12 protein-coding genes and 1 riboswitch are annotated in these 12,750 nt (G+C 72.2%); of the genes, 10 read left to right on the top strand and 2 right to left on the bottom strand.

All coding sequences use genetic code 11. The features are described from left to right. Positions 1-80: 80 nt before the first annotated feature. Entirely contained in the window at positions 81-1,292 is a 1,212-nt protein-coding gene (locus ACIOC0_RS23230) for an MFS transporter (protein WP_402157240.1), read from the bottom strand. Positions 1,293-1,410: 118 nt separating this feature from the next. On the opposite strand from ACIOC0_RS23230, the gene ACIOC0_RS23225 reads away from it, so the two are divergent. The 10 genes from ACIOC0_RS23225 to ACIOC0_RS23180 all read left to right on the top strand — a co-directional run bounded on the left by ACIOC0_RS23225 (position 1,411) and on the right by ACIOC0_RS23180 (position 10,518). Beyond that, complete coding sequence (locus ACIOC0_RS23225) at positions 1,411-2,703, top strand: ROK family transcriptional regulator (RefSeq protein WP_402157239.1); 1,293 nt, start codon at positions 1,411-1,413, stop codon at positions 2,701-2,703. 186 nt (positions 2,704-2,889) lie between these two features. Beyond that, a riboswitch (FMN riboswitch) is annotated at positions 2,890-3,020 on the top strand. 142 nt (positions 3,021-3,162) lie between these two features. After that, positions 3,163-3,765 (top strand): riboflavin synthase, encoded by a 603-nt coding sequence (locus tag ACIOC0_RS23220; protein WP_402157237.1) that lies wholly within the window; start codon positions 3,163-3,165, stop codon positions 3,763-3,765. Continuing rightward, complete coding sequence (locus tag ACIOC0_RS23215; RefSeq protein ID WP_130444579.1) at positions 3,762-4,403, top strand: nicotinamide mononucleotide transporter family protein; 642 nt, start codon at positions 3,762-3,764, stop codon at positions 4,401-4,403. The genes ACIOC0_RS23220 and ACIOC0_RS23215 overlap by 4 nt, the downstream gene beginning before the upstream one ends. Beyond that, on the top strand, positions 4,400-5,689 hold the full coding sequence (locus ACIOC0_RS23210; protein ID WP_402157235.1) for a bifunctional 3,4-dihydroxy-2-butanone-4-phosphate synthase/GTP cyclohydrolase II: 1,290 nt from the start codon (positions 4,400-4,402) through the stop codon (positions 5,687-5,689). The genes ACIOC0_RS23215 and ACIOC0_RS23210 overlap by 4 nt, the downstream gene beginning before the upstream one ends. A 64-nt stretch (positions 5,690-5,753) precedes the next feature. Continuing rightward, entirely contained in the window at positions 5,754-6,239 is a 486-nt protein-coding gene (gene ribH, locus ACIOC0_RS23205; protein WP_030946752.1) for a 6,7-dimethyl-8-ribityllumazine synthase, read from the top strand. A gap of 34 nt (positions 6,240-6,273) precedes the next feature. Next, on the top strand, positions 6,274-6,546 hold the full coding sequence (locus tag ACIOC0_RS23200) for a phosphoribosyl-ATP diphosphatase (protein WP_081223298.1): 273 nt from the start codon (positions 6,274-6,276) through the stop codon (positions 6,544-6,546). A 51-nt stretch (positions 6,547-6,597) separates the two neighbouring features. Beyond that, positions 6,598-7,452 carry an ATP phosphoribosyltransferase gene (gene hisG, locus ACIOC0_RS23195; protein ID WP_402157233.1) on the top strand — a complete coding sequence of 285 codons (855 nt, stop codon included), beginning with the start codon at positions 6,598-6,600 and terminating at the stop codon, positions 7,450-7,452. Between the two features lie 20 nt (positions 7,453-7,472). Further along, on the top strand, positions 7,473-7,940 hold the full coding sequence (locus tag ACIOC0_RS23190) for a PH domain-containing protein (RefSeq protein WP_402157231.1): 468 nt from the start codon (positions 7,473-7,475) through the stop codon (positions 7,938-7,940). A gap of 200 nt (positions 7,941-8,140) precedes the next feature. Next, on the top strand, positions 8,141-9,466 hold the full coding sequence (locus ACIOC0_RS23185) for a hemolysin family protein (RefSeq protein ID WP_402157230.1): 1,326 nt from the start codon (positions 8,141-8,143) through the stop codon (positions 9,464-9,466). Beyond that, positions 9,463-10,518 (top strand): hemolysin family protein, encoded by a 1,056-nt coding sequence (locus ACIOC0_RS23180; protein ID WP_402157228.1) that lies wholly within the window; start codon positions 9,463-9,465, stop codon positions 10,516-10,518. Before ACIOC0_RS23185 ends, ACIOC0_RS23180 begins: the two co-directional genes overlap by 4 nt. An 82-nt stretch (positions 10,519-10,600) precedes the next feature. Here ACIOC0_RS23180 and ACIOC0_RS23175 read toward each other — a convergent pair whose 3' ends face one another. Then, positions 10,601-12,466 (bottom strand): AAA family ATPase, encoded by a 1,866-nt coding sequence (locus ACIOC0_RS23175; protein WP_402157226.1) that lies wholly within the window; start codon positions 12,464-12,466, stop codon positions 10,601-10,603. Between the last annotated feature and the right edge of the window lie 284 nt (positions 12,467-12,750).

The following is a 12,750-nucleotide window of genomic DNA, read 5'->3' as shown; positions in this document are numbered from 1 at the left end:
GAGTGCGGATGTCCGGCCCATTCTCACGCGAAAACCGGAATGCAATCGACCGCTTGCCCGTCCGCCCCTCGTCGAGCCCCTCAGGCGCGGGGCTCGGCCACCGTCTCGCTCCGTGCGGCGGCCCGCTCAGGCATCCGTTCGCCGCCGCCCAGCACCCCCGCGAACACCACCAGGCCGCAGGCCAGCAAGGTCACCACGCCGAACGACACCACCAGGCTCGTCATCTGCGCCACCCCGCCGATCAGGCTCGGCGCGATCAGGCCGGAGGTGTACGTGATGGTGGCGACGCCCGCGATGGCCTGGCTGGGGTTCGGCCCGCTGTGCCCGGCCGCCGCGAAGCAGAGCGGGACGACGACGGCGATGCCCAGGCCCATCAGCCCGAACCCGCCCGTGGCCACCGCCGGGTGACGTCCGAACACGATCAGCAGCCCGCCCAGCGCCGCCAGCACGCCGCCCACCCGTACCGTACGCACCGCGCCGAAACGATTCACCACCGCGTCGCCCGCGATCCGGGCCACCGCCATGGTGAGCATGAAGCCCGTCGTGCAGGCCGCCGCGACACCGGCCGACGACTCCAGCTGATCGCGCAGGTACACGGCCGACCAGTCCAGCGCGGCGCCCTCCGCGAACACCGCGCAGAACCCGACCGCGCCGATCAGCAGCGCCGAGCGGGGCGGCAGCGCGAACCGCGGCGGCGGCTCCTCGTCCTCGGTGGGCCGCACGTCGAGCACCCAGCGGCAGGCCAGCAGACCGAGCGCCGTCAGGACGGCCGCCGCCAGCGCGTGGTGCACGCGCGCGTCCGCGCCGAGGTGCGCCGCGAGCGTCCCGCCCGCCGAACCGACCAGCGCGCCCGCGCTCCACAGCCCGTGCAGCCCGGACATGATCGACTTGTCGAGCAGCCGCTCCACCTCGACGCCCAGCGCGTTCATGGCGACGTCGGCCATGCCGGCCGTGGCGCCGTAGACGAACATCGCCAGGCACAGAGTGAGCAGGTTCGGCGCCAGTGAGGGCAGCACCAGGGCCAGCGTCCACGACGCGATCAGCGCGCGCAGTGCGGTCCGGCTGCCCAGAGTGTGGGAGATCCGGCCGGCCAGCGGCATGGAGCACGACGCGCCGAACGCCGTGAAGGCGAGAGCGAACCCGAGCTGTCCCGCGCTCACCGAGGCGTGGTCCTGGATCCAGGGGACGCGGGTGGCGAAGGAGCCGGTGACCGCGCCGTGCACGGCGAAGACGGCGGCCACGGCGTACCGGGCCCGCTTCACCTCCGTGGGTGCGCAGATCACTTCGCTCATGCTCCTCGTCCCCTCTCCGGACCGTCGTACGGTGCGCGCCGTAAACTATCAGGAAGCCTGCCTGATAAATAGGGGCCGCCAGGAGCCGACGCCGGTTCCCCATGGGAGGATTCCCCGCATGCCCGCATCCCCGAGCACCGCCCGGGCCATCAACGACCGGCTCGCCCTGCGGCTGTTGCAGGACGAAGGCCCTCTGACGGCCGGGCAGTTGAAGGAACTCACCGGCCTGTCCCGGCCGACGGTCGCCGACCTCGTCGAGCGCCTCGCCGCCTCCGGGCTGATCGAGGTCGTCGGCGAGACCGGCGCGCAGCGGCGCGGCCCCAACGCCAGGGTCTACGGCATCGTCGCCGGCCGGGCCCAGCTCGCGGCGCTGGACGTGCGCACCGAGGGCGTCACCGTCGTCGTGTCCGACCTGCTCGGCCGGGTCCTCGCCGAGGCGTCCGCGCCGATCGGGGACGACGCCGGCACGGGTCCCGCGGTGGAGCAGGCGGTCACGCTGGTCGAGCGGGCGGTGAAGGAGGCCGGGGCCGACCGGCTGCACACCGTCGGCATCGGCGCGCCCGGCCTGATCGACCCCGCGAGCGGCGAACTGCGGGTCTCCTCCGGCCTGCCCGCCTGGCACCGCCGGCTGGTCGCCGCCCTCCAGGAACGGCTCCCCGAGGCCCGCGTCAGCGTCGAGAACGAGACCAATCTCGCCGCCCTGGCCGAGCAGCACGCGGGCGCGGCCCGGGACCGCGACACCTTCGTCCTGCTCTGGCTGGGCCACGGCACCGGCGCGGCCGTCGTCCTGGACGGCGCCCTGCGCCGGGGGGCCTCCGGCGGCACGGGTGAGATCGGCTTCCTCCCGGTGCCGGGCACGGGCGCCCTCCCGTCGGCGAGGGACTGCGAGGGCGGCTTCCACAGCCTGGCGGGCTCGGCGGCGATCGTGGAGCTGGCGGGGGAGTGCGGAGTGCCGGCGGCGGCACGCGGCGAGGTGTGGGCGGCGGCGGCCGGTGAGCCGGACGCCGCCGCTCTGGTGCGGTGGGCCGTGGCCGCGGTGGGGGAGAGGAGCGGTGGACCGGAGGCCGAGGCGCCGCAGGCGGCTGACCTCGCGGGGAGCCAGGTCGCCGTGCGGTTCCTCGATGTGCTGGCCGACCGGGTCGCCATCGGGGTGGCGTCCGTCGTCGCCGTCCTCGACCCGGGATGCGTGGTGCTCGGCGGCGAGGTCGGCCAGGCGGGAGGGGAGGCGCTCGCCGCCCGGGTGGCCGAGCGGCTGAGGCGGATGGCGCCGCTGCCGACGGAGGTGCGGCCCGGCACCCTGGGTGGCGGCGCGGTGCTGCACGGCGCGCTGCTGACGGCACGTCAGTCCGCTCAGGGGGAGTTGTTCGGCGCGACGCCCGAGGCGCGCCGAGGGCGTTCGCGCGCCAGGTGACGCACGGTGCCAGGGGTCCCGGCGGCGGGCAAGGGCCGTCGTCACCGCCGCCGGGGCCGTGTCCGTCGACATTAAGAGGACTAGACCAGTGCGTCAACAGGTACGGACCAATTCCTGTGAGGCACCCCACATCCTTCACCCGTATGGACGTGGATCCGGCGTGGCACACTGGCCCTGTACCTAAAGCAGCGCACTCCGGGGTCGGTGAAAGTCCGAACCGGCGGTTACAGTCCGCGACCCGGTCGCTTCCAGCGACCGGTTGACCAGGTGGAATTCCTGGACCGACGGTTAAAGTCCGGATGGGAGGCAGTGCGCGGCGGGCGGGCATTCGTGCGCGCCGCCGTATGCGTACCCGTCCGCGGACGGGTCTGTCCGGCGTCGCCCCGGTGTCCTCGCCCGTACTTCTGTCGTCTCGACAGCCCCGGAGTCCGTGCCCGAAGAGGCAGGAGGACCCGGGAAGTGTTCACCGGAATCGTCGAAGAGCTGGGTGAGGTCACCGCCGTCGAGAATCTCGGCGACGCCTCCCGCTTCCGGCTGCGCGGCCCCGTCGTGACCGACGGCGCGAAGCACGGCGACTCCATCGCCGTGAACGGGGTCTGTCTCACCGTCGTCGAACACGAGGGCGACGAGTTCACCGCGGACGTCATGGCGGAGACCCTCGACCGCTCCAGCCTCGGCGCCCTGACCGTCGGCTCCCGCGTCAACCTGGAACGGCCCACCGCCGTCGGTGCGCGCCTCGGCGGGCACATCGTGCAGGGTCACGTCGACGGCACCGGCGAGGTGCTGGAGCGCAAGCCGTCCGAGCACTGGGAGATCGTCAAGATCTCGCTCCCCGCCGGTCTCTCCCGGTACGTCGTGGAGAAGGGCTCGATCACCGTCGACGGCATCAGCCTCACCGTCGTCGACGCCGGCCCCGACTACTTCACCGTCAGCCTCATCCCCACCACCCTCGCCCTGACCACGCTCGGCCGCAAGCAGCCCGGCGACCCGGTCAACCTCGAAGTGGACATCGTGGCCAAGTACGTCGAGCGGCTGATGGCCGGTCAGGGAGGCACCCGGTGAACTGGCTCAACTCAGAGGCGTTCACCCTCCTCGACCAGCACATCCTCTGGTCGGACATGATCGGGAACATCTTCGGTCTGGTCGCCCTCGCGCTCGGCTGGCGCCGCTCCATCTGGAGCTGGCCCGTCCAGTTCCTCTCCGGCCTCATCCTCTTCGGCGCCTTCTTCGGCCACCTCACCGGCAGCGCCGGCAAGCAGGCCGTCGTCATGGTCGTCGCCCTGTACGGCTGGTGGCAGTGGAACCGCGACAAGGGCCGCACCGACGACGGCCACATCGCCCCCCGCTTCGCCACCTGGACCGAGCGCGCGGCCATGCTCGCCGCAGCGGCCGCCGGCACCGTCGCCGTCGCCCTCCTCTTCAAGGCCTACCCGGACCTGTCCTGGGACCCCTGGCCCGACGCCTACATCTTCGTCGGCACCATCGTCGCCATGTACGCCCAGGCCCGCGGCATGGTCGAGTTCTGGTTCGCCTGGCTCCTCGTCGACCTCGTCGGCGTCCCCCTGAACTTCGCCAACGGCTACGCCTTCTCCGGCTTCGTCTACGTCATCTACGGCGCGCTCGTCCTGTGGGGCATGCGCGACTGGTGGCTGCGCTCCCGCAGGGGACCGCGGCCCGCCCTGGAAGGAGCGCCGGCATGAACCCGGCACAGATCACGTACCCCGGTGACGCCGTCGAGGACTTCACCCTCGACCCCGTCGAGCAGGCCGTCGCCGACATCGCGGCCGGCCGCCCCGTGGTGGTCGTCGACGACGAGGACCGGGAGAACGAGGGCGACCTCGTCATCGCCGCCGAGAAGGCCACCCCCGAGATCGTCGCCTTCATGATGAGCGAGTGCCGCGGCCTGATCTGCGCGCCCATGGAGGGCGACGAACTCGACCGCCTCGACCTGCCGCAGATGGTCGCCGACAACACCGAGTCGATGAAGACCGCCTTCACCGTCTCCGTCGATGCCTCCGCCGCGCACGGCGTGACCACCGGCATCTCCGCCTCCGACCGCGCCACCACTCTCCAGCTCCTCGCGGGCGGCGTCGCCGGACCCGGCGACTTCGTCCGGCCCGGCCATGTCTTCCCGCTGCGCGCCAAGCCCGGCGGCGTCCTGGTCCGCGACGGCCACACCGAGGCCGCCGTCGACCTCGCCCGGCTCGCCGGCCTGCGCCCGGCCGGCGCGATCGTCGAGATCGCCGGCGAGGACGGCCGGATGCTCCGGCTCCCCGAACTCATCCCCTTCGCCCGCAAGCACGGCCTGACGATCATCTCCATCAAGGACCTGATCGCCTACCGCCGCTCCGCCGAGCCCACCGTCCGCCGCGAGGCCGCGACCCGGCTCCCCACCGTCCACGGCACGTTCACCGCGTACGGCTACCGCTCCACCGTCGACGGCGTCGAGCACGTCGCCCTCGTCCACGGCGACATCGGCGACGGCGAGGACGTGCTCGTCCGGGTCCACTCCGAATGCCTCACAGGAGACGTGTTCGGCTCCGCCCGCTGCGACTGCGGCCCCCAGCTCGACGCCTCCCTGGAGCGCATCCAGGCCGAGGGCCGCGGAGTCGTCGTCTACCTGCGCGGACACGAAGGCCGAGGCATCGGCCTGCTGTCCAAACTGCGGGCTTACGAACTCCAGGAGCAGGGCCACGACACCCTCGACGCCAACCTGGAGCTCGGCCTGCCCGCCGACGCCCGGGACTACGCGGCCGGCGCGCGGATCCTGGAGGACCTCGGGGTGCGCGGCGTCCGCCTGATGACCAACAACCCCGAGAAGACCGACGCGCTCGTCCGGCACGGCCTCAAGGTCAGCGCCCGCGAGCCGATGCCCGTACAGGCGGGCGAGCACAACATCCGCTACCTGCGCACCAAGCGCGACCGGATGGGACACGACCTGCCCTGGCTGGACACGGCCCCCGTGTCCCCCTGCGGCAACCAGTAGCGGCACCAAGCGGCAACCAGCAAGCGGCAAACCGGCAAGACGAGCACCGAGGAGAGACGAGAACGTGAGCGGCAAGGGCGCACCCGAACTGTCCGTACGCAATGTGGGCGACCTCAGGGTCGCCGTCATCGCGGCCCAGTGGCACGAGAAGGTGATGGACGGTCTGGTCGACGGCGCCCTGCGCGCCCTGCACGACCTGGGCATCGACGAGCCGACCCTGCTCCGGGTCCCCGGCAGCTGGGAGCTCCCCGTCGTCGCCAAGGTCCTCGCCGGACGCGGCTACGACGCGATCGTCGCCCTCGGCGTCGTCATCCGCGGCGGCACCCCCCACTTCGAGTACGTGTGCCAGGGCGTGACCCAGGGCCTCACCCAGGTCTCCGTCGAGACCGGCGTCCCCGTCGGCTTCGGCGTCCTCACCTGCGACACCGAGGAACAGGCCCTGGACCGGGCCGGCATCGAGGGCTCCAACGAGGACAAGGGACACGAGGCGGTGACGGCGGCGGTGGCCACGGCGGCCACCCTGCGCTCAGTATCCGAACCGTGGCATTAGCCCGGTCGGCACAGCGCGTACAGTGGGCGACACCATGTCCAAGAAGACGTTCGAGGAGCTCTTCACCGAGCTCCAGCAGAAGGCCGCCACCGGCGACCCCGCCACCTCCCGCACCGCCGAACTCGTCGGCAAGGGCGTCCACGCCATCGGCAAGAAGGTCGTCGAAGAGGCCGCCGAGGTCTGGATGGCCGCCGAGTACGAGGGCAAGGACGCGGCCGCCGAGGAGATCTCGCAACTGCTGTACCACGTCCAGGTGATGATGGTCGCCCGGGGGATCTCCCTCGACGACGTCTACGCCCACCTGTGACCCGCGTCCGTCAACACCACGCCGACACATCACGCGAAGGAAGCCGACCCCATGCTGCGCATCGCCATCCCCAACAAGGGTTCCCTGTCCGGACCTGCGGGGGAGATGCTGCATGAGGCCGGCTACCAGCAGCGCCGTGAGTCCAAGGAACTGCGGATCGTCGACCCGGGCAACGAGGTCGAGTTCTTCTACCTCCGCCCCCGCGACATCGCCATCTACGTCTCCTCCGGCCGCCTCGACATCGGCATCACCGGCCGCGACCTGCTGATCGACTCCGGCGCCGAAGCCGAGGAGATCCTCCCCCTCGGCTTCGCCCGCTCCACCTTCCGCTACGCCACCAAGCCCGGCACCGCGAGCACCCTCGCGGACCTCAAGGGCAAGACGGTCGCCACCTCCTACGAGGGCATCGTCGCCAAGCACCTCGCCTGGGAAGGCATCGACGCCTCCGTCGTCCACCTCGACGGCGCCGTCGAGACCGCCATCGAACTGGGCGTCGCCGAGGTCATCGCCGACGTCGTCGAGACCGGTACCTCGCTGCGCAACGCGGGCCTCGAGGTCTTCGGCGAGCCCATCATGCAGTCCGAGGCCGTCGTGATCCGCCGCACCGGCGCCGAGCCCGACGAGGCCGAGCCCAAGGTGCAGCAGTTCCTGCGCCGCCTCCAGGGCGTCCTCGTCGCCCGGACGTACGTGATGATGGACTACGACTGCCGCGTCGAGCAGCTGGAGAAGGCCGTCGCGCTCACCCCGGGCCTGGAGTCGCCCACCGTCTCTCCGCTGCACAACGAGGGCTGGGTCGCCGTCCGCGCCATGGTCCCCGCCAAGGAGGCCCAGCGGATCATGGACGACCTCTACGAGATCGGCGCCCGCGCCATCCTCACCACGGCCATCCACGCCTGCCGTCTCTGACCCCCGGGGGATACGCAGCGATGTCCGACCTGCCCGACCTCCCCGTCACCTTCCGGCCCGGACGCACCCGTGTGGTGCTTCTCACGGCCGGAGCGGTGATCTTCGTCGTCATCTCCGGGATCGCGCTGCTCCTGGAGCAGCTCGGCCCCGGCGAGCGGCTCAGCTTCATCCTCACCGGCGGCCTCGTCTTCTGGGTGCTGGCCCAGCTCGCCCGGGTACGGGTCGTCGCCGACGACACCGGCGTCACCGTTGTCAACATCGCGAGCAGGCGGCGTCTGGACTGGGCGGAGATCCTCCGGGTGAACCTCCGGCCGGGCGACCCCTGGGTGTTCCTCGACCTCAGCGACGGCACCAGCCTCCCCGCGCTCGGCATCCAGCCCGGCATCGCCAAACAGCAGGCCATCGCCGACGCGCGCGCCCTGCGCGCCCTCGTGGAGAACCGCTCCGTCCGCGACCCCGAGTCCGACCCGGGGAAGGATCAGGGCTGACTCGGGGCCGCCCGCCCTGCCGCAAAAGTGCCTGTCTTGATTAATCTGGTGACGGAGGCGTTCCCCTTTCGCCCCCACCCCTGTGGCGCCCGGCCGGGTGCACAGGGGTTCCTGCTAACCGAGGAGTGACCCTCTCCGGCGATGGACGGTTCGTCCTGTAGTACCTGCGCCGCCCCCTCCGACGTGGAGGCGGCGGCATCATGACAACGCCCCTGCTGCTCCTTGCAGCCGCGTTCCTGCTCATTCTCGCCAACGGGTTCTTCGTGGCCGCCGAGTTCGGCCTGGTCACCGTGGAGCGCCCGGACGCCGAGAAGGCCGCCGCCGAAGGCGACCGACGGGCCCGCACGGTCGTCGAGTCGCTCAAGGAGCTGTCCTTCCAGCTCTCCGGCACCCAGCTCGGCATCACCATCACCTCGCTCGTCGTCGGCATGCTCGCCGAACCCGCGCTCGCCGAGCTGCTCGACGGCCCCGTCACCGCCCTCGGCGTTCCCGAGGGCGCCGTCTCCGGTGTCGCCGTCGCCGTCGGCATGCTGCTGGCGTCCGCCGTGCAGATGGTGATCGGCGAGCTCGTGCCGAAGAACTGGGCGGTGTCCAAGCCGATGCAGGTCGCGCGTTTCGTCGCGGGCCCGCAGCATGTCTTCGCCCGGCTCTTCCGTCCGGTCATCGCCGGCCTCAACGCCGTCGCCAACCGGCTGGTGCGCGCCCTGGGCGTCGAGCCCGCCGAGGAGCTGGCCTCCGCCCGCACCCCCGGCGAACTCGTCTCCCTGGCCCGCCACTCCGCCCGGGCCGGCACCCTCGAACAGGACACCGCCGACCTCTTCGTGCGGACCCTGTCCCTGGCCGAGCTGACCGCGCAGCACGTGATGACCCCGCGCGTGAAGGTCAGCGCCCTCCAGGCGTCGGCCACCGCCGAGGACGTGGTCAACCTGACCCGCGCCACCGGCCTGTCCCGTTTCCCCGTCTACCGCGAGAAGATCGACGAGATCGTCGGCATGGCCCACCTCAAGGACGCCCTGGCCGTCCCCGTCCAGGACCGGCTGCGCACCCCCGTGGGCCGCATCGCCCGCCCGGCGCTGCTCGTCCCCGAGACCCTTCCCGTCCAGCCGCTGCTGGCCCGGCTGCGCAGCGAGCAGCCCATCGCCGTCGTCGTCGACGAGTACGGCGGCACGGCCGGCGTGGTGACCCTGGAGGACATCGTCGAGGAGATCGTCGGCGAGGTCCGCGACGAGCACGACGGGCTGGACACGCCCGAACTCGCCCCCGTGCCGCCCGAGGACGGCAGGCCCGCCTGGGACGTCGACGGCAGCTGCCGCGTCGACACTTTGCGGCGCATAGGCCTGGACGCGCCGGAGGGACCGTACGAGACGGTCGCCGGGCTCGTCGCCGACCTGCTCGGCCGGATCCCCGCCGTCGGCGACCGGGCCGAACTGCCCGGCTGGCGGCTGTCGGTACGCCGCGTCGGCCACTACCGGGCCGAACGGGTCCGCCTGGTGCGCACCGGCGTGGCCGTGGAGGCCGCCCGATGAGCGTCCTCCAACTCGTCTTCGCAGGGCTCCTCGTGCTCACGAACGGCTTCTTCGTCGGTGCCGAGTTCGCGCTCGTCTCGGTGCGCCGCAGCCAGATCGAACCCCTCGGCACCGCCCGCTCCCGTCAGGTCCTCCACGGCCTGGAGCGCCTGCCGCAGATGATGGCCGCCGCCCAGTTCGGCATCACCGTCTGCTCGCTCACCCTGGGCGCGGTCGCCGAGCCGACGGTGGCGCACCTGCTGGAACCCGTCTTCGAGTGGATCCACCTGCCGCAGGGCGTGATCCACCCGCTGACCTACGTCGTAGCCCTCGCGGCCGTGGTCTTCTTCCACCTCGTCATCGGCGAGATGGTCCCGAAGAACCTCGCCATGGCCGCCCCGGAGAAGGCCGCGCTGTGGCTCAGCCCCGGCCTGGTCTGGTTCGCGCGTCTGTGCCGGCCCATCACCGTCGCCCTCGGCGCCTGCGCCCAGGCCGTGCTGCGGCTCTTCCGCGTGGAGCCGAAGGACGAGATCGAGGCCGTCTTCACCAGCGAGCAGCTCAACCGGCTGGTGGAGGACGCCGGCCAGGCGGGCCTGCTCGACCCGGAGGAGCAGGAGCGGCTGGAGGACGCCCTGGAGCTGGGCTCCCGCCCGGTGACGGACGTGCTTCTGAAGCGCGAGTCCCTGGTGACGGTCAGCCCGTCGGTCACCCCCGGCGAGATCGTCCGGCTGACCGCCCGCACCGGCTACTCCCGCTTCCCCGTCGGCGCGGGCAACGGCGCCTTCATGGGCTACCTGCACGTGAAGGACGTTCTCGACCTGGAGGAGTCCGACCGGGCGGTGCCCCAGCAGGTGTGGCGCCCGATGACGACGCTCCGCCCGGACCTGCCGCTCGACGACGCGCTGACCGTCATGCGCCGGGCGGCCACCCACCTGGCGCAGGTGGTGGACGGCTCGGGCAAGGTCCTGGGCCTGGTGGCCCTGGAGGACGTACTCGAACTGCTGGTCGGCGAGGTACGCGACCCGGCCCACCGGTCCGCCCCCGGCGTCCCCGAGGTGGTGATGGCGACCTAGTACTAGGGCGTGTCAGGTGTGGCGACCAAGGCCGTGGCAGGTGTGTCGCCCTGAGAGGCGGCTGCCCGCGGGCCCTTCCGGGTCACATCCCCGGAGGGTCCTGCGGGCCCCGGCCCGACAGCACCTCTCCGTACGCCTGCATCAGGTCCGGCAGCCGCAGAGTCGACAAGTCGTCCCGCGACAGCGTCCCCGGGTAGACCGACAGCCGCAGATCCCGGTAGGCGCAGCTCTTCTCGTACAGCGTGCGCAGGAACCGCCCGTTCCCCAGCTCGTCGATCCACCCCTGGTCGACGACGTGCCCCGCGATGGACCGCAGCTCCTCCAGCGCCTCCTCGTCCCACACGTCGCCGTTCTCCGCCGCGAGCACCTCGCCGATCGAGGTCAGCTCCAGCGGCCGGTACGACGGGAAGTCGACCCGCGTCGTGAAGCGGGACGACAGGCCCGGGTTCGCGGCCAGCAGCCGGTCCATCCCCTCCGGGTAGCCGGCGAGGATCACCACCAGGTGGTCCCGGTTGTCCTCGGCCCGCTTCAGCAGCACCTGCAGCGCCTCGTCACCGTACGCGTCGCCCTTGCCGTAACCGGAGTTCGACAGCGAGTACGCCTCGTCGACGAAGAGCACCCCGCCGAGCGCGGAGTCGATCAGCTCGTTGGCCTTCACCGCCGTCTGCCCGAGGTACTCGCCGACCAGATCGGCCCGCTGTGCCTCCACCAGGTGGTCGCCGCCCAGCAGTCCGAGGGCGTAGAAGACCCGGCCGAGGATGCGGGCCACCGTCGTCTTGCCGGTGCCGGACGGGCCGGAGAAGACGAAGTGCCGCTTCGGAGGCTGCACCGGGAGCCCCTGCCCGGCCCGCAGCCGCGCCATGTTGAGCTGCGCCGACAGGGCCTTGACCTGACGTTTCACCGGTTCCAGACCCACCATGCGCTCCAGCTCGGCGAGCGCCTCCTCCAGCAGGGCCGGGTCGGTGGGGCCGGCGGGCAGGGTCGTGGCCCCGAGCGTCCTCGCGCGCACCGCCGGGTCGACCGCCGAGGGCAGCGGCCCGACCGGCGGCAGATCGGCGGGCTCGGGGAGCCTGAGGTCCCGCCCCTCCGTGCCGAACAGCGGGTCCAGGCCGTCCGGCCCGTCCCCGGCGTCCTGGCCGACGCCGGTCAGCGTGATCGCGGCGAAGTCGGCGGGATCGTCGTAGCCGTCGCCCTCGGCGATCGCGGCCAGCCGGGCCGAGGTGTCCATGAACGCGGGGTCCACGCGGTGCACGGCCCGGTAGAGGGGGAGGGCGGCCGCGGAACGGCCGGTGCCCTCATGGGCGCGGGCCAGCCAGTACCGCAGCTCCTTGCGCTGCGGCTGCTCGCTGCGGCAACGCATCAGCGCCGCCGAGAGGAGGGGCTCCGCCTGCCCGTACATCTCCAGGCGGACCCGGGCCATGCCGCCGAACAGGCCTGCCTCGATGCCCAGCAGCGGGTCGTCGATCAGCGGATCGGTGTGCCGGGCGAGCTGCTCCCAGTCCTTGACCAGATAGGCGCGGCAGGCGTGCAGGAAGCGGACCTGGTGGTCGGTGTCGACGGGCGGGAGTCCCGCGAGCGCCCGGTCCAGCTCGGGCACATGGCGGCCGTCCAGCCAGTGCGAGGCGTGCGCCAGAAGCAGGTCGCGGGGGCTCTCCAGTACCGGTTGCACCCACCATCCCAGCCAGTACCAGGAGTTGAGCGCCCGGCGGTGCCGGGTGCGCTGTTCGCCGAAGCGGTCGCGGTGACGGAACATCCGCAGCAGCGCGGTCGTGGTGTCGACGCGCAGCGCGTGCAGACCCAGCCAGCCGTCGGCCATGCCGGGGTCCATCCGCACGGCGGCCCGGAACTCCTCCTCCGCCTGCGGATACGCGCCCATCGTGTAGGCGTCCACGCCGCGCAGCCAGGCCAGGTCGGCCGGGGCGTCGGGGCCTTGCGTGCCGAAGTCCATCACGTCCCCCACAGACCCTGCCCCCGTCGGTGTGCCGCCGGACCGTCGCCCGCCGGTGGTCGAACCGCTGTGCCGCGGACCGGAGTTGGAAGGTGCTAGCGGCTTTCCCAGGTCGCACCGAGGGCATCGTACCCGCGCGGACGTGGCCCGCCGTAGGGTGCCGCACGGGCCGTCCGGCCAGGTGGGAGCAGAGGGGGCGCATGACAGCACGGTGACGCTGAGTGAGAGTCCGGCGGCACATCGCCCTCGGAAGGGGGCGCGGGAAAGGGGCGCGGACAGAACGA

It is taken from the genome of Streptomyces sp. NPDC088254, from assembly GCF_044740925.1.
Lineage (GTDB): Bacteria > Actinomycetota > Actinomycetes > Streptomycetales > Streptomycetaceae > Streptomyces.
The sequence above is the reverse complement of the archived record's forward strand: the minus strand, read 5'-3'. Positions and strand labels throughout refer to the sequence as shown.